We start from the raw sequence: 16,963 nt of genomic DNA, 5'->3' as shown, positions 1-16,963 counted from the left end.
AGTGGCCGGAGCGGTAACGGCGGTCAGAGCGGGATGTTGCCGTGCCGGCGCTCCGGCATCGGGGCACGCTTGCCGCGCAGCGCCCGCAGCGCACGGCACACCTGGGCGCGGGTCTCGCGCGGGGCGATGACGGCGTCCACGTATCCGCGCTCGGCGGCGAGGTAGGGCGTCCCGTGGGTGCTCTCGTACGCGGCGACGAGGCGGTCGCGCAGCGCCTCGGGGTCCTCGGCGGCGGCGAGTTCCCGCCGGTGCAGGACGCCCACCGCGCCCTCGGCGCCCATCACGGCGATACGGGCGGTGGGCCAGGCCAGGTTGATGTCGGCGCCCAGGTGCTTGGAACCCATCACCGCGTACCCGCCGCCGTACGCCTTGCGGACCACGACGGTGACCTTCGGTACGGTCGCCTCGGCGTAGGCGTACAGCAGTTTGGCGCCGCGCCGGATGATCCCGCCCTGCTCCTGGCGCACACCGGACAGATAGCCGGGGACGTCCGCGAAGGTCAGCAGCGGGATGCCGAACGCGTCGCAGAACCGGACGAAGCGCGCCGCCTTCTCGGAGGCGTCGATGTCGAGGACACCGGCGGCGTGCAGCGGCTGGTTGGCGACGACGCCGACCGAACCGCCCTCGACGCGGGCCAGCGCGCAGACGATGTTCGGCGCGAACAGCTCCTGGACTTCGAGCAGTTCGCCGTCGTCGACGACCGCGCGCAGGATCTCGCGCATGTCGTAGGCCCGCCCGAGCCGGTCCGGGACGATTCCGTCGAGCCGCCCGTCGTCGGGCGCCGCGCCCGGGGCGTACCGCGGTGGGGCGTCGAGGTTGTTGGCGGGCAGGTACGACAGCAGCTCGCGCACGGTGTCGAGGGCGTCCTCCTCGTCGGCGGCGAGGAAGTGCGCGTTGCCGTTGACGGTGTTGCTGGTGCGGGCCCCGCCCAGGTCCTCGGCGCTGGTGCGCTCGCCGGTGACCGTCTCGATGACGTCGGGCCCGGTGACGAACATGTGCGAGGCGCCGTCCACCATCACGGTGAAGTCGGTGATGGCGGGTGAGTACGCGGCCCCGCCCGCACACGGTCCCAGGATGACGGAGATCTGCGGGATCACCCCGGACGCCCGCACGTTGCGGCGCACCAGCTCGGCGTACAGGGCCAGCGAGGCGACGCCCTCCTGGATGCGGGCGCCGCCTCCGTCGTTGAGCCCGATGACCGGACAGCCGGTCTTCAGCGCCAGCTCCATCAGCGCGACGGCCTTCTCCCCGAAGGCCTCGCCCATGCTGCCGCCGAACACGGTGGAGTCCTGGGCGAAGACGCACACCGGGCGCCCGTCCACCGTGCCGTGCCCGGTGACCACCCCGTCGCCGTACGGGCGGCGGGCCCCGTCGCCGGTGGGCCGGGACCGGACGAACAGGCCGGTCTCGGTGAAGGAACCGGCGTCGAGCAGCAGGCCGATCCGCTCCCGGGCGGTGAACTCCCCCCGTCTTCGCGGCCCGCCCGCCGCCACCGCCCGCGTGCGGCGGTGTTCCAGCTCGGTGATGCGGTCGGCGGTGCGGTCGGACACGTGGGGCTCCGTCTCCCGCGTGTCCCGCGCCTCGGATGTCGTCGCCTCGGTCGTCACAGCCACCTCCGAAGTGGCTTTCGAATATGGCAGCGACTCAGGAATTGGCCGAGAGGAACGCCTCTCTGTGTGCCGGATGTGAGTCCCGAGGGGGCTGGGTTCGTCCTGGCGTGACAAGGGGCCGCCCGGCGGCGGCCCCTGATGTGCCGATTCAGCCGAGAAGGTGTTTGCCGATCCCCGAGGCGACCTCGGCGTGCGACAGGTACTCCACGATGCTGTGCGCCCGGTCACGGGCGTTGAGGACGGCGAGGTCCATAAGGCCGTCCGCCCAGTCGTCGGCCAGCGGGCAGCCGATGGCCACCGCGTCCGTCGGACACCAGGCGTTGAGCCAGTCCACCACCTTGTCCGGACGTTTCGGCCCGCCGACGAGCAGCCTGCTGTACACGCTGTCCAGGCCCAGCGGACTTCCCGCGGTGGTGAGGTGGATCGCCCGCACGCCGGGGGACAGCCGGGTGGTGAGGTCCATGCCGACGACCGTGCCGAGGCTGTGGCTGACGAGCACCACCTCTCCCGCGTCCGGCATCGTCTCGAGCACGCAGTCCAGGACGTCCTTCCGGACGCGCGGTTCCTCCAGGTAGGCGGCCACGTCATGGAAGACCAGGCTGATGGTCAGCGCGTCGAGGTCGCTCCTGGCGGCCAGCCAGCTGAGCTGCCGCTGCAGCGCCCCGACCACGTCCGGCAGGCCGATCCGTTCGGCGACCGGCAGCCCCTCCCGGGGGATGTCCCACTGGGTGGCGGCCTCGCCGACGATGTCCTCGTACGCCGCGTGCGCGTAGGGATCGGCGGGCGCGACCGCCTCCGCGGCCGCGAGGGCCGTGGCCTCCACGGCGCGGGGGACGGCCTCGTGCGGGGCGAGGGCCTGCACCAGTCTGTCGCCGTAGAAGGGGAACCAGACGTCGGCCGGATCGACCGGCGGGAGCCCGGCGCCTACGAGCCCCTGGTTGAGTCCGGCCGTCCACTCGCGGCGCAGTTTCTCGGGGTCCTTGCCCTCCTGGGAGCGGCCATGCAGGAAGACCAGATGCCGGTCGCCGCCGAACGCGCCGGCCCGCGCGGGCAGGCTCGCCACCCCCGTGGCGGCCCGCTCGGGGGCCGGGGGCGGCACGGTGACCGCAGGGGTGACCGTGGGCCCGGCGGGCGCCTGGACCGCCTGCAGGCCGGACTCCGGTCCCATCCCGGTCAGCAGCGCCCGCTGCGGCGGGGTCAGGGGCAGGGCGGCGAGGTGCCGGAGGATCGAGCTGACGCGTACGCCCTCGTTGGACACCCAGTCGATCGCGTCGTCGCCGTCACCGGGCTGCCAGAGCTGTCCGTCCGTACGCAGGATCCGGCCCTGGTCGTCGGTTCTGGGCACACCGCTGTGGTGGAGCGCGACGACCTCCCACTGGTCGTTGTAGACCGGGGAGCCGGAATTGCCGGGCTCGGTGTCCGTCTTGTAGTGGAGGAAGTCGTCGAGCCGCACCTGGAGCATGTTGTCGCGGACGGCGATCTCCTTCAGACGCCCCATCGGGTGCCCGACGACATTGACGGGCTCGCCGATGACCAGCTTGCCCGGCTGGGCGCTGAGCCGGTTCCAGCCGAACGTCTCACCCGGCGCCCGCCCGTCCGGTCCCGCGGTGACCAGAACCAGGGCGAAGTCCAGGCTCTGGTCCGCCAGGAAGAACCCGTCGGGGTCGAGTTCCAGCCGCAGCGGGGCCTGTGGCGCGTTGTCGACGGTCACCTGGGCGTCGAACTCCACGAAGCACTGCCGGGCCGCCGCCGCGTCGGTGAGCACGTGGTGGTTGGTCATCAGCAGACTCGGTGACACCAGGAATCCGGTACCGAGCGGCAGTTCGCGGCCACCGTCGCGCACCGAGATCCGGGCGACGGTACGCGCCGCCCGGGCGCCGCGCGGCAGGAAGCTCCACGCCTGCAGCTCCTTGGAGGCCCCGAGGATGCGTTCGTACGCGGCGGGCGGGGCCAGCGGTTCGGCACGGACGGCCTCGACCGCCAGGGCGGCGGGCACCGCCTGCCGGTCGAGCAGGCGTGCGGCGCGCGCGGCGAGGTGCTCCTGCGAGTCCGGGAACGCCACCCCGGCGTCCTGCTGCTGTTCGACCGCATGCCGCTCGTCGCTGGTCTCCCGGTACCGGTCGGCGGCCGCCGCGATGTGGCGCCGGGCCTCCTCGCGGGACCTGTCCGCGGCCCCCATGTCAGCTCGCCGCCCTTGCGGCGGGGTGCCACGGCACGAAGGCGTTGTCCAGTCCGGCGAGGGCCGTGCGCAGCTCGGGGTGGTGGCGCAGCAGCACGGTCACCATGCTGTTGTCGTCGATCCAGGCCAGACCGGCCTTCGAGTACACCTCGGGCGTGTAGTACTCGGTGAAGAAGCGGTCGCTGTTCAGCCGGCGCGAGGCCATCAGGATGAAGATGCGGAACGCGGTGTCGCTGAAGGCGAATCCGCGCGGCAGCTTCTCCGCGTACAGCCCGACCGACAGGTCGACCTTCTCGACGTCACCGTCGTAGAGCCGCTCGATCTCCTGCGCCCACTGCGGGTTGTCCGTCAGCTCGGTGAAGCCTGCCGCGGGCTTCAGCCGCAGCAGCCGGCGGAACTCGTTGTAACGGGGGACGCCCAGCTCCCTGGAGCGCAGGATGTCGGTGGCGGCGAGGTCCTGGAGATGACCGTCGGGACGCTCGAACTCCTGGAGGAACCTGGGGAAGTTGTGCAGGGTGACCAGCCCGGGGTGGAGCGTGCCGAAGCTGTAGAGCAGGTCGGTCATCTCCGTGGTCTCCAGGAACTTCAGCGCCCCGGGGCCCGAGATGTCGCGGAGGGTGCAGTGGCGCAGGGTCGAGTCGTCGGCGGCCGAGCGTAGATGCCACTCGTCGCGGATGAGCGGGTGCATGCGGTAGACGGCGACGAACTCCTCGGTGAGGGCGTAGGGGACGCCGTAGTGGTCGGTCTTGGCGCCGGGTATGCCGCTGACGACCTCGCTGTCGCTGATCCGGCCGAACAGGTTGTGGACGCGTTCGCCCGCGACGCCCCACCAGTTGGTGCGCAGTGCCTCGACGGTGGTGGGGTGGCTGATCACGGCCGGGGTCCACTCCACGGTGTGGATCTTGGCGAGGAGGGCGGCGTTGACGAGCCGGGCCCGCTGGAACAGCTCCTCGTCGCCCCAGGACGGGTACGCGGCGTGCAGATGGCCGCAGATCGCGTTGTGCTCCCGGGTGAACAGGTCGTGCATCATCGCGAGGCCCAGCCAGAAGCCGGGCACCTGCGAGGGATCGCGGGAGGGGTCCGAGGGGATGGGGGACTGCTCGTCGTCCCACAGGTGCAGCCTGCCCAGCTCGCCGGTGCGCATCAGCCGCTGTTCCGTCTCGTTCGAGCCGTAGATCTGGGAGGCGTCCCACCAGTGGGAGGAGACGTTGACGCGGGTGTCGGGCGTTCCGGGCGGTGCCTGGGGGTCTCGGGTCGGGTCGTCCGGGGTCCGCATGATCCGCATGGGGTGCTCCGGCCACGGGTCGTCGTCCATGAGGGGGACTTCCCAGGGCCGGTCGGCCGGGCTGGTCCCGTGGCTGAACCAGTCCCGGATCATGAACTGGAGCCAGGCGGAGACCAGCGAGTTGACCGACTCGGCCGGGACCAGCTCGCGACGGGTGAGCACGGCCCGGCTGACCTCGCGCGGGTTCGGCCTGGACAGGACGTCCGCGGGCGTGGCCGGGGCGATCTTCTCGAGCGGGATGTTCCGGCCGAAGCGGCTGCCCGCCATGCCCATCCGCGGTTCGCCGAGGTCGTTGTGGCTGCCGTCGGCGGTGCGGTTGACCTTGTTGCCCGTGGACGGGGGAGCGGGCTCCGGCAGGTTGACCGCGGGCAGGTGGCTGGTGTCCTGGAGGTTCTTCTGCCGCAGCCTGACCCGCAGGCCGAAGAGCGTGAGCAGGCCCGCGACGACGGGCAGTTTGTCCCAGCCGACGCGCCGGTCGACCTTCTCGGCGACGGTGGTGAGGATCCGCCAGGGCAGTGAGGTACGGTAACCGGCTCGTTGCGTGCTCATCGTGAGACTCCTTGTGCGGATTCGAGGATCACGTCGCTCGCCTTCTCGCTGATCATGTAGATGGGCGCGGCGACGAAGAAGCCGGGAATACGGGGGAACACCGAGGCGTCGACGATCCGCAGGCGGTCCACACCGCGCACCCGGAAACGGCTGTCGACGACGGCCGACGGGTCGTCCGCCCGCCCCATCCGGCAGGTGCAGGACGCGTGGTGGCCCCAGGCCTCGTCCTGGACGAAACGGCGGATCGCGTCATGGCCCGCGACCCGCTCGCCGGGCCACAGCTCCTCGCGGATCACGGGCGAGGCCCTGCGGTTCATGCCGCGCACGAACTCCACGGCACCGGCCATCGCTTCGAGGTCCACACCGTCCTTGTCGGTGCCCTCGGTGAAGGAGTGGAAGTTCACCAGGGGCGTGTCACGGGGGTCGGTGGAGCGCAGCCGCACCCGCCCCCCGGTGTTGTGGGTGCGGCTCTTGAGGATGGCCCAGGTGAAGCGGTCCCGGTGACGGGTCAGTTCGAGGGAGTACCCGGGGCGGTAGCCGCGGAAGTCGAAGGGGCCGCCGAAGATGAACAGGTCGGGGGCGTCCAGCTCCGGGCGGGACTTGCGGGTGATGCCGACGACGGCGCCGTTGGTCGTGTAGGGCCCCTCGCCGCGCCGCCAGGCCCGGTAGCAGGGATCCGGCTCGGCTCCGGGCGCCGGGGCGTGGAAGTCGCAGCCCTCGACGATCCGGAACGGACGGTCCGCCCGGCTGACCACGCCGACCTCGTAGCGGTCCTGCAGATGGGCGCCGACGCCCTGCAGATCGACCCGTACGGGGATGCCGTGCCGCCCCAGTTCCTCGCGCGGTCCGATGCCCGAAAGCATCAGCAGCTGGGGGGTGTTGAAGGCTCCGGCGGCCAGGATCACCTCTCGGGAGGCGAGGACCCGGTGCAGGGCCGGTGGTCCGGCGGCCTCGGGCCGGCAGGGATCGGCCCGGTAGGCGTGCGCCTCGTGCAGGTAGTCGACGCCCCTCGCCGCTCCGTCCCCGTCCAGCACGATCCTGGCGGCGAGGGCGTGCGTACGGACCTCCAGCCGACCGGGGTGGTCGCGCTGTACGGCCCGCACACGCTCCCGCACGGCGCTGCGCCGGCCGTCCGCCGTGGAGAGGGGGATCTGCCACAGACCTTGCAGGGCGTGCGTCTGCACCCGCCAGTCGTTGGGGTCGACGAAGGACCCGAATCCCTCCAGCGGGGACAGCGGCCGGTCGAGGAAGCCGGCCAGCGCGTCCTCGGCGGCGGAGAGCACCACTTTCAGCAACTGCTTGTCGGTGACGGCCAGTTCGGGGTCGGCGAGTGCGGTGGGCAGCCAGCCGTCGAAGCCGTGCCGGGCGTCGTTGCGATAGCGGGCGCCGAGGGCCGGCACGGCCTTCAGCAGCGCGGCCAGCAGGGCGTTGCGCGGTGGTTCCTTGGGCCTCGGCCGGTACGTGCACCGTTCCAGCCGCTCGAAGTACCGGCGCATGGGAGTGCTGTGCCAGGTGGCGTCGCCGGTCTCCTCCGCGATGGCGTCCCAGTCGGCGTTGTACGGGTAGACGGTGATCAGCGCGTGGTGCGCGGTGCAGCCGCCGACCGCCGCGGCGCGCGGGTAGAGGATGCCCCGGTCCGGTACGAGTTTGCTGTCGCGCCGCTGCTGCTGCTCGTCGGCGTAGTGCCGGACGTAGTAGTTCCAGCACTGGACCGGGTCCTCGGAGGCGTCCGCGTGGAAGGCCGGGACGGCGTAGTCGTCGTCGTCCTCGGCGCCGCCCGCGTCGAGCAGCAGGGTGCGGAATCCCGCGGCGGCGAGGTTGGCCGCGAGCGGGCCGCCGCCCGCACCGGCGCCGACGACCACGTAGTCGAAGCCCGTCTCGGCCGGGCCGGAGACAAGCGGCTGAGTGGTCACCTCCGCTTGCCCTTCGGATCTCCGAGGGAGTCGGCGGCGGTGGCGGCCAGGGCGGTGTTGACGGCGGAGATGAGCGTGGTCAGCGCGGCCGTTCGCGGCGGCAGCCTGCCGCCGAGCCCGAGGGAGGCCGCGGTCGCGGTGTCGCTGCCGTGGATGAGGATGCCCTCGCGCAGGTCCTCCCGCAGCCGTTCGCCGCGGTTGGTCAGCAGGTCGAGGCCGAGCAGGATCGTACGGATCCCGAACAGCCGGAAGGCGTAGATGGCCGCCGGGCTGGGCGGCTCACGGTCGGGGTCGAGGCGCCGGATCAGCAGATCGGGTGCGAGCAGTCCGGTCGCGCCGTTGAGTATCCGGATACCGGCGAGCGCGTAGACCGAGGCGGAACGAGGGGAGGCGGATTTCGTGGCCATGACGGCTCCTGGGGAGAGGAACACCCTGGAAGCACTCCACATTCCACGATATGGTGATGAATCCTCCCTCGCACCTCGGGCTACGCGCCCGTCCGGTGCCGGGGTCAGCCGTCGATGCGGTGTGTGGACCAGAACGAGGTCAGGTCGGTGGTCGTCGCGGCCTGTGCGGCGGCCTTGAACTCGGCGGTGGTCGAGACGCCGTACCAGTGCGAAGTGGCGTAGTCCTTCAGGAGTTTCGCCATGGCGGTGTCGCCCAGGAGGCGGCGCAGGTCGTGCAGGGCGCACTTGCCGTAGCCGTAGACGACGGTGGAGTAGCGGGAGGAGTGGGCGTCCCAGTAGGCCATCGAGTTGGTGATCTTCTCCGCTGACGAGGCCCAGGAGACGCTGCTCCAGCAGCTGGTGCCGGTCTTGCCCTGCGCCAGGTCGGTGGCGTAGTCGGTGAACGCCTCGTCCAGCCAGGGGCTGTTGTACTCGTCGTCGCCGACGATGCCGTACCACCACTGGTGGCCGGTCTCGTGGGTGAGCGCGGTGGTGCTGACCAGGTCCAGCACGAAACCGGGGTACTCCATGCCGCCGAACCAGAAGTTGTTGTCGAGCACCGCGTCCAGTTCGCCGTACGGGTAGGCGCCGAACCGTGCCGCGTGGGCGTCCACGGCGGACTTCGCGGTGGTGAGCATCGACTGCGCGCTGGAGGAGCTGATGCCGGAGACGGAGTAGACGTTCACCGGGACACCGGACGTCGAGGTACCGGAGATCTTGGTGAAAGGCCCGGCGGCCCAGGCGAAGTCACGGACCTTGGCGGCGGTCGCGGTGGTGACGGTGCGTCCGCTGGAGCCGGGGGTGTCGGCCGAGGTACCCGTGGCGGGCACCAGCAGGGTGGTGGGGTGGTCGAGGGTCACACGGAAGTCGGCGGCCAGCGAGTAGAACGACTCACCGTTGTTCGTGTACGGGTCCAGGTGCCAGCCGGACCCGTCCTTGACGGCGAGCACGGGCAGCGCGTTGCCGATGAAGCTGAAGGCCCCGTCGTAGCCGAAACGGTCGGCGCCGCTGGGGACGGTGATGCCCAGGTCGAAGCCGATCGTGGTGCTCTGTCCCTGCGCGAGGGGCGTCGGCAGGGCGATCTGGAGGGCGGTGCAGGAGACGGAGAGGGCGCCCGCGGTGCCGCCGGTGACATTGCTGACGGTGATCGGCGGGGCCGAGCAGGTGCCGTGGTAGTTGTCCCACAGCCGCAGGTACACCTCGCTGAGCGCGGTGGCGGAGGCGTTGGTGAAGGTCGCGCTCTCGTGACCGGTCCACACGGTGCCGCTGGTGTTGCTGCTCAGACTGACGGTGTACGAGGGCGCGGCCGGGGTGCGGGTGGAGTCCGCGGGCGGGGCGGTGTCGCCGGAGGTGGCGAGTGCGACGTCGTCGACGACGAAACTGGTCTGGAGGCTGGAGTCCTCGGTGCCGGTGAAGGCGACGCTCACGGTCTGGCCCGCGAACGCCGACACGTCGAAGGACTTCTGGACGTAGCCGGTGTTCTTGTCGAGGTTCGAGTAGGTCGCCAGCGTGGTGCTGCCGATCTTCGCCGTCAGTTTGTCGTACGCGGTGGACGAGGTGGTCTCGGCGGTGTCGATGTGCAGCCAGAAGGTGAGGGTGGCGCTGCTGCACCCCGTCGGGACCGTGACGCTCTGTGTCAGTGTGTCGGTGTGCGTACTGCCGACGCCGTCCAGCCAGGCGAAGGAGGCCCCGCCGTGGGCGCTCTGGCCGGAGCGGCTGGTGATGACGCTCGTCGAGGACTGGCTCCACGGCGAAGTACCGCTCTCGAAGCCGCCGTTGGTCATCACCTGCGCCGGGGTGCAGGCTGCGGCCCGCTCGGCGGCGGCCGGCGCGGCTGCCGCGGGGGTGCCCGGCAGCGTGAGGGCCGCCGTCGCGGCGACGGCGAGCGCGCCCGCGGCGAGGGCCTTGCGGACGGTTCTGTGGGGGGTCGGTCTCACACGAAACTCCTTTGCGGCGGCCGGGATTCCGGCCTGCTCGGCGGCCGTCCGGCCGGCTGGGGTGCGCCGGGACGGCCGTGGGCTGCGTGTACCGCTCGAAGCGTGACAGATTTGACCAGGGCATGCCAGGTCGCGTGCGGGAAAGTCCCTCCCGGCACACCACCGGCCCGCGCCGAAGGGCACGGGCCGGTGGCGGAACGCCGGTCGGTCAGGGCAGTGCCTGGTACACGCAGGCGGTGGTGAGACCGTAGGCGAGGTGGGGCGCGATGTCGGACAGCCACGACGTCAGTTCCCAGGAGGTGGGGTCGGTCACCCCGAGCACGGTGGCCGGGACATCGCTGCCGGCCATGGCCGCGGCCCCGATCAGCGGCCCCGCCGCCACGGCCGGGAACGATCCGTCGCCCCCGCGCAGCAGCCCGTACGCGGCCCCCACCCCGAGCCCGGTCACATAGCCGAGAAGAGCGCCGGCGGCCTCCTCGCGGGCCTCCCCGGCGCCTGAGTCCCCGTCGTCTCCCAGACCCACCCCCACGCGGTCGGCGATCCGGTCCGCGACCTGGGCCGGCATGTCACTGGACGGCCGGCCGCGCAGCAGCATGTCGCCGTAGGCCACCAGGTTCAGCGCGACGGTGCCGGCCGCCCCCGCCAGCAGTCCCTTGGTCAGTGGTCGCATCCGAGGTACCCCCTGGTGCGCGTGGTGCGGTCGACGGGCAGGACTCCGAGTTCCCACGCTGCGGCGAAGTAACAGCGCAGGAGTAACAGCGGCGGAGGAACGGACCGCCCCGTCCCCTCATCTCGCGGCGGCCGCCACGGCGGCGGGATCCTCGCCGGTCAGCTCCACGATGCGGTTCAGCGGGACACCGGCTGCCAGGGCCCGCCCCAGCAGGGCGTCCCGGCCGTCGGTGCAGTCGCGGTAGGCCAGGAGCTCCTTCTCGACGCGGGCCACGCTCTCCGGGCCGCTGTGCTGCCGCAACCGGCTCAGTTCCTCGTCCCCGAGCGGGACCGGCAGCCGCTCCGCGTCCCCGGGGATGGCCGCCGTGTCCTCGGGCGGCACCAGCCGCAGCTTCGGGGACGTCGCCGTCACGCCCTGCGCGTCCAGCCACGCCCGCACCGCCGGGGTCTCCATACAGGCGAGCTCGCCCACGGCCGCGGGCGGGACACCGAGCGGCACGGCCGTCCCGGTGAGCAGGAACAGGTAGGCATCGTCGGTCATCTCGGGCCTCCTCCGGGGGACTTGACCGGCTGATCACTGCTTACCGGTACCCCGTAGCGGCCGGATCACCGCACCCGGCGTATCTCGCCGCGCACGCGGTAGAAGCCCCCGGCCGCCGGGTGGACGGCGTCCACCACGTAGCGCGCGCCCGGCTCCCGGACCTCGCGCGGGAACTGTACGTTCCAGCCGGGCTCGAAGCCCTCGGAGACGACGTGGACCCGCATCCGGCCGCCCTGCTGGACGCACTCGACGACCACTCCACCCGCGGGCGGGGCGCTGATCGTCGTCAGGGCGGACACCGAGGTCGCGGGGTTGTAGGTGGGCAGGGCGGCGGCCGACTTGACGTCGACGGTGACGGGCAGCGAACCCTGCTGGGCGGCGGCGATGGCCGCCTCCGACGTGTCGACGCACACCAGCGTCCCGTCGGTGGTCACCAGGTACAGCCGCTCGTCGAAGTACTGCATGGACAGGGCCGAGCCGTTGCCCGTGCGCAGCTTCCACAGCCGGGTGCCGAAGGCGTCGAAGCAGTAGACGGAGGAGGCGTTGTCACCGGCGAAGACGTACCGGCCTCCCGGGGCCGTGGCACACGAGTACACGACGTCGTCGCACGGGTAGACGGCCTCGACCCGCCCGCTCGCCTTCGACAGCCGCTGCACCACATGGCGGTCCGTGCCCGCGTACACCGCCGTCGCCTCCTGCCAGCCGAACAGCACGCCGCCGCGTGTGTCGGTGTGCCACAACTGGCCGCTCCCGTCGGGGGCGTAGGCCGTCACACCGTCGCGGTGCCCGTGGAAGACGGCGCGTTCGTCCGCCCGCACCATCCAGCCATGGCGGCCGGACGACCGCCTGGACCACTGGTGCTCGTCCTCGTGGTCGATCACGGTGAGACCGCCCGCCGCGTCGGAGACGTCGAGCACGCCCTCGTGGATGTCCAGCCAGAAGATGTCGACGTTCGCCGCGATCTCGTACGCGGCGAACGGCAGCTTCGAGGACAGGTCGTACACCCTGCCGTCGTCGCACCCGGCGTAGATCCAGAAGTCGTCCGCCACCAGGCACTTGACGCCGTCAGGGAGCCCGTAACGGGCCAGCACCTCGCCGTCGTGGCCCAGCGTGTGGACATCGCCCGCCTGGTTGCCCACCCACACGCGCTCCTCGTCGACATGGATGCCGAACGCGGCGGAACCGGTACGGAAGCGCCACAGCACGGGCGCCGTGGAGCGCGCCGTGGACGGCGCGGAGCTGACCTGACGCCGGGTCACGGGACGCGGGGCCCGGCCACCGGGAACGGCCGCCGCGTACCCCTTGCGGACCTTCTGGTCGATCTTCTTCGCCGCGGCCGTCCGCGCCTTGGCCGGTGTCGCGAACGACGACGACTGCACCTGGCCGGACGCGCCGATACGGCCGTAGCGCACCGTGACGGTGACCCCGTCGACCGTCACCTCGTAGAACTTGTGCGCTCCGCCACCGTCCTCGGACAGCTCCAGATACGTCGTCTCCGCCACGACAGACCCCTCCCGCACGCATGTGTCCCCACGGCGGACCGACGACTCGGCCGTCCGCCTTCGATGACCGGAACATACGGGAGGGCACTGACAATCGGTCCGTGAGGCGGCGGGGGAGAGAGGCGGTTCCTCAGCGGCCGGCGAGGCGGGTCAACAAGGTGGTGACCTCCGCGCGGACGACGTCCCGGGCCGCGGCGGGCAGCGCCCCGATGTCCGTGTGCCGCAGGGCGTCGAGGGCCTGCTCGGCACCGGTGTCGCACGGAGTGCTCTCGCTGAGCACCTCGTAGCCGTCACGTACCGCGACCCGCAGCCGGCGGGCCCCGCCGCCCTCGGCGTGCACGGCGGCGGCGACCACCAGCGGGGGCTGCCCGCCCGCGTCGCCGGGCAGCTTGCGGTACCCGCTGACCAGCGGTTCGCGCCAGTGCAGGCTGAGCAGCACAGGACGCTTGGCCAGCACCTCCGCGAGGTCGGTCTCGTAGCGGCTCTGCGGCTCGAGCACCGTGCACCGGGCGTCCAGCACGAGCGCCGGGGGCAGCAGGCAGCGCAGGGTGCTGCCGACGAGGTTGCCGCCGACCGTGGCCGCGCGGCGCACGGCTCCCGTCCCCACCGAGCCGGCCGCCCGGCGCAGCACCTCCGGCACCGAGTCGCCCACCTGGTTCAGGACGACGGCCGCGCCCAGCGTCTCCCGCCCGACGGCATTGGCTTCGGGCAGGGCGCGCAGTGACAGCGCCTGCTCGGGGAAGCCGTCCCGCTGCCAGGCGGCCCACACCAGGGTCGCGCCGCCGACCGGCACCGCCCCCTCCGCCAGGCACTCCTGCGCTTCGGACACGGACGTGGGCAGACGCAGAAGCACGGCGCCGACCTGCCTTCCTGTGAAGAGGGCGGCTGAGGGGCACATCTCGGCCGCCCAGCCGCTGACTTGGCGCATTTTCCCCGGGTCCGTGGGGGCGCGTACAGGGCTCACCCCCGTGATCCGTGCGCCCCTTGTGACGAGGCCGAACCGTGCGGGGCGAGGGATGGTGGAGGGGTGATCGTGCTCGCCGTGCTCTTCGCCGTCCTGGGCGCCGCCAGCAACGCCGTGGGTACGGCGTTCCAGCGCAAGGCCGCCTCGACGGTGTCACGGGGCGGTGGCCTGCCTCTGATGGCCGCGCTCGTCCGGCGCCCCGCGTGGATGATCGGCATCGCCGGTGTCGCGGGCGCCGCCCTGTTCCAGGCCATCGCACTGATCAACGGGCCCATGGCGCTGGTCCAGCCGCTGTTCATCCTGGAACTGCCGTTCGCGCTGCTGATCGCCGCTCCGCTCATGCACCGCCGGCTGCCCGGCGTCGGCTGGCACGCGGTCGGGTCGGTGGTCGGCGGACTTGCGCTGGTCCTGGTGGCGGCGGATCCCTCGGGCACCCGGAACCAGGCGGCCATGGAGCGCTGGGTGCCGGTGCTGGCGCTGTGCCTGGGGGCGATGGGCGCGGCGGTCGCCCTCGCGCTTCCGTCGCGCTCCGCCCTGTTCCGGGCGGCCGCGCTGGCCTCGGCCGCCGCGATCGGCAACGCGCTGACCGCGGCCCTGATGAAGTCGGCCACGGACCGGCTCGCCGACGACGGTCTGCCCGCCTTTCTGGCCACCTGGCAGACCTACGGGTTCGCGCTCGTCGGCGTCGGCGCGGTCCTGCTGCTGGAGAACTCCCTGCAGGCCGGCCCGCTGGTCGCCTCGCAGCCCGCCCTGACCATCGGTGACGCGACGGTGAGCCTCGCGCTGGGCGTGGCGCTGTACGACGAGCAGATCCGCACGGGCTGGTGGCTGCTGCCCGAGCTGGCCGGGGCCCTGCTGATCCTGTGGGGCGTCCTGAGGCTGACGCGCGTGGTGCCCCAGCTCGCCGATCTCGTCCACTAGGGCCTGTCCGGCGCATCAGGTCGCAGGACACGGGCGGTGCCTCATCGACGCTGGTCAGCGGGGCAACCGACGACAACGCAGCACATGGGCGGGCCAAGCCCCGCGGCTGCGGCATGATCGGCCGGACAGCCCCTCGCGCGCACACGTACGCGCGGGTAGCACGCGTGCGCGTCCAGACCGGTCGGCGGGACCGGCCTGGACGCCCTTGCGTGACTACACCCCGGTCAGACGAGGTCGAACCGGTCGAGGTCCATGACCTTGGCCCACGCGGCGACGAAGTCGTACACGAACTTCTCCTTCGCGTCGTCGCTCGCGTAGACCTCCGCGAGCGCCCGCAGCTCGGAGTTCGAGCCGAAGACCAGGTCGGCACGGCTGCCGGCCCACTTGACCTCGCCCGTGGCGGCGTCGCGGCCCTCGAACGTGGTCTGGTCCTCAGAGGTCGCCGACCAGGTCGTGCCCAGGTCGAGCAGGTTGACGAAGAAGTCGTTCGTCAGCGAGCCGGGCGTCTTGGTGAGGACACCGAGCTGCGAACCCTGGTGGCCCGCGCCCAGCACGCGCAGACCGCCGACGAGGGCCGTCATCTCGGGAGCGCTCAGCGTGAGCAGGTTCGCCCGGTCGACCAGCAGGAACTCGGCCGGCAGACGGTTGCCCTTGCCCAGGTAGTTGCGGAAGCCGTCCGCGGTCGGCTCCAGCGCCTCGAAGGACTCCGCGTCGGTGTGCTCCTCGGCCGCGTCGACCCGGCCCGGCGTGAAGGCCACCTCGACCTCGAAGCCGCCCTCCTTCGCGGCCTTCTCCACGGCCGCGACACCGCCGAGGACGATCAGGTCGGCCAGCGAGACCTTCTTGGCGCCGGCGGAGGCGTTGAACTCCTGCTGGATGCCCTCGAGGGTGCGCAGCACCAGCGTGAGCTGGTCGGGGTCGTTGACCTCCCAGCCGCGCTGCGGCTGAAGACGGATACGGGCGCCGTTGGCACCGCCGCGCTTGTCGCTGCCGCGGAAGGTGGACGCGGACGCCCACGCGGTGCCGACCAGCTGGGACACGGTCAGGCCGGACTCGAGCAGCTTGGTCTTGAGGGCCGCGACGTCGGCGTCGTCGATCAGCTCACCCTCGCGCTCCGGCAGCGGGTCCTGCCACAGCAGGGTCTCCTCGGGGACCTCGGGGCCGAGGTACAGCGACTTCGGGCCCATGTCGCGGTGGGTCAGCTTGTACCAGGCGCGGGCGAACGCGTCCGCGAACTCCTCGGGGTTCTCGTAGAAGCGGCGGGAGATCGGCTCGTAGATCGGGTCGAAGCGCAGCGACAGGTCGGTGGTGAGCATCCGCGGACGGTGCTTCTTCTCCGCGTCGAAGGCGTCCGGCACGATCTCCGGGGCGTCCTTGGCGATCCACTGGTGCGCGCCGGCCGGGCTCCGGTCGGGCTCGTACTCGTACTCGAAGAGGTTCTTGAAGAACCCGTTGCTCCACTGGGTGGGGGTCGTCGTCCAGATGACCTCCAGGCCACTGGTGATGGCGTCCTTGCCCACACCCGTGTTGTAGGTGCTCTTCCAGCCCAGGCCCTGCTCCGCCATCGAGGCGGCCTCGGGGTCGGCGCCCACGTGGTCGGCCGGGCCGGCGCCGTGGGTCTTGCCGAAGGTGTGGCCGCCGGCGATCAGCGCGACGGTCTCCTCGTCGTTCATCGCCATGCGGCGGAACGTCTCACGGATGTCGCGGGCCGCCGCGATCGGGTCCGGGTTGCCGTTCGGGCCCTCGGGGTTGACGTAGATCAGACCCATCTGGACCGCGCCGAGCGGGTTCTCCAGCTCGCGGTCGCCGGTGTAGCGCTTGTCGTCGAGCCAGGTGGTCTCGGGGCCCCAGTAGACGTCCTCCTCGGCCTCCCAGACGTCCTCACGGCCGCCGGCGAAACCGAAGGTCGAAAAGCCCATCTGCTCCAGCGCGACGTTGCCGGTGAGGATCATCAGGTCGGCCCAGGAGATGCTCTGGCCGTACTTCTTCTTCACCGGCCACAGCAGACGGCGGGCCTTGTCCAGGTTGCCGTTGTCCGGCCAGCTGTTGAGCGGGGCGAAGCGCTGCTGTCCGGCGCCGGCGCCGCCGCGGCCGTCGCTGATGCGGTAGGTGCCCGCGCTGTGCCACGCCATGCGGATCATCAGCGGGCCGTAGTTGCCGAAGTCGGCGGGCCAGAAGTCCTGCGAGGTGGTCAGCACCTCGGCGATGTCCTGCTTCACGGCCGCCAGGTCGAGGGCCCCGAACGCCTCGGCGTAGTCGAACTTCTCACCGAGGGGGTTCGCCTCGGCGGGGTTCTTGGAGAGGATCTTCAGATTGAGCCGCTCCGGCCACCACTGGCGGTTTCCGCCGCCCTGAGTCGGGTGGAGGGCACGCCCGTGCGCGACGGGGCAGCCACCGGCCTCCTCCGGCTTGGGGTCCGTGACGATCGCATCGTGGTTCTCGGTCAT

General features: G+C 71.8%; 12 protein-coding genes. 1 reads left to right on the top strand and 11 read right to left on the bottom strand.

What is annotated here, in order from left to right; genetic code table 11:
- Window positions 1-23: 23 nt before the first annotated feature.
- From ACH45E_RS21605 to ACH45E_RS21560, 10 genes are all read right to left on the bottom strand, one after another.
- A complete protein-coding gene (locus ACH45E_RS21605) occupies window positions 24-1,550 on the bottom strand; it encodes an acyl-CoA carboxylase subunit beta (RefSeq protein ID WP_361445290.1) in 1,527 nt (508 codons plus the stop codon).
- 208 nt (window positions 1,551-1,758) lie between these two features.
- Window positions 1,759-3,789, bottom strand: a complete 2,031-nt coding sequence (locus tag ACH45E_RS21600) for a serine protease (RefSeq protein WP_361445287.1) — start codon at window positions 3,787-3,789, stop codon at window positions 1,759-1,761.
- Window position 3,790: 1 nt separating this feature from the next.
- Complete coding sequence (locus tag ACH45E_RS21595; RefSeq protein ID WP_361445284.1) at window positions 3,791-5,623, bottom strand: peroxidase family protein; 1,833 nt, start codon at window positions 5,621-5,623, stop codon at window positions 3,791-3,793.
- On the bottom strand, window positions 5,620-7,536 hold the full coding sequence (locus ACH45E_RS21590; RefSeq protein ID WP_361445281.1) for a GMC oxidoreductase: 1,917 nt from the start codon (window positions 7,534-7,536) through the stop codon (window positions 5,620-5,622). Before ACH45E_RS21590 ends, ACH45E_RS21595 begins: the two co-directional genes overlap by 4 nt.
- Complete coding sequence (locus tag ACH45E_RS21585; RefSeq protein WP_361445278.1) at window positions 7,533-7,943, bottom strand: hypothetical protein; 411 nt, start codon at window positions 7,941-7,943, stop codon at window positions 7,533-7,535. The genes ACH45E_RS21590 and ACH45E_RS21585 overlap by 4 nt, the downstream gene beginning before the upstream one ends.
- A gap of 104 nt (window positions 7,944-8,047) precedes the next feature.
- The gene (locus ACH45E_RS21580; RefSeq protein ID WP_361445275.1) at window positions 8,048-9,919 is read right to left on the bottom strand and encodes a M1 family aminopeptidase; all 1,872 of its coding nucleotides are present in this window, start codon (window positions 9,917-9,919) and stop codon (window positions 8,048-8,050) included.
- 208 nt (window positions 9,920-10,127) lie between these two features.
- Window positions 10,128-10,589 carry a hypothetical protein gene (locus ACH45E_RS21575; protein WP_361445272.1) on the bottom strand — a complete coding sequence of 154 codons (462 nt, stop codon included), beginning with the start codon at window positions 10,587-10,589 and terminating at the stop codon, window positions 10,128-10,130.
- Between the two features lie 117 nt (window positions 10,590-10,706).
- Entirely contained in the window at window positions 10,707-11,129 is a 423-nt protein-coding gene (locus tag ACH45E_RS21570) for a DUF6003 family protein (protein WP_361445269.1), read from the bottom strand.
- A gap of 65 nt (window positions 11,130-11,194) precedes the next feature.
- The gene (locus ACH45E_RS21565; RefSeq protein WP_399041229.1) at window positions 11,195-12,631 is read right to left on the bottom strand and encodes a WGR domain-containing protein; all 1,437 of its coding nucleotides are present in this window, start codon (window positions 12,629-12,631) and stop codon (window positions 11,195-11,197) included.
- Window positions 12,632-12,761: 130 nt separating this feature from the next.
- Entirely contained in the window at window positions 12,762-13,484 is a 723-nt protein-coding gene (locus ACH45E_RS21560) for an FAD binding domain-containing protein (RefSeq protein WP_361445263.1), read from the bottom strand.
- 174 nt (window positions 13,485-13,658) lie between these two features.
- On the opposite strand from ACH45E_RS21560, the gene ACH45E_RS21555 reads away from it, so the two are divergent.
- Window positions 13,659-14,516, top strand: coding sequence for a DMT family transporter (locus ACH45E_RS21555; protein WP_361445260.1), 858 nt, complete (start codon window positions 13,659-13,661; stop codon window positions 14,514-14,516).
- 224 nt (window positions 14,517-14,740) lie between these two features.
- Here ACH45E_RS21555 and katG read toward each other — a convergent pair whose 3' ends face one another.
- The gene (katG, locus tag ACH45E_RS21550; protein WP_361445257.1) at window positions 14,741-16,963 is read right to left on the bottom strand and encodes a catalase/peroxidase HPI; all 2,223 of its coding nucleotides are present in this window, start codon (window positions 16,961-16,963) and stop codon (window positions 14,741-14,743) included.

The sequence above is a fragment of the Streptomyces sp. NPDC020299 genome (assembly GCF_044387825.1).
Lineage (GTDB): Bacteria > Actinomycetota > Actinomycetes > Streptomycetales > Streptomycetaceae > Streptomyces.
Note: the sequence above shows the minus strand (reverse complement) of the source record. Positions and strands in the feature narration are given on the sequence as shown.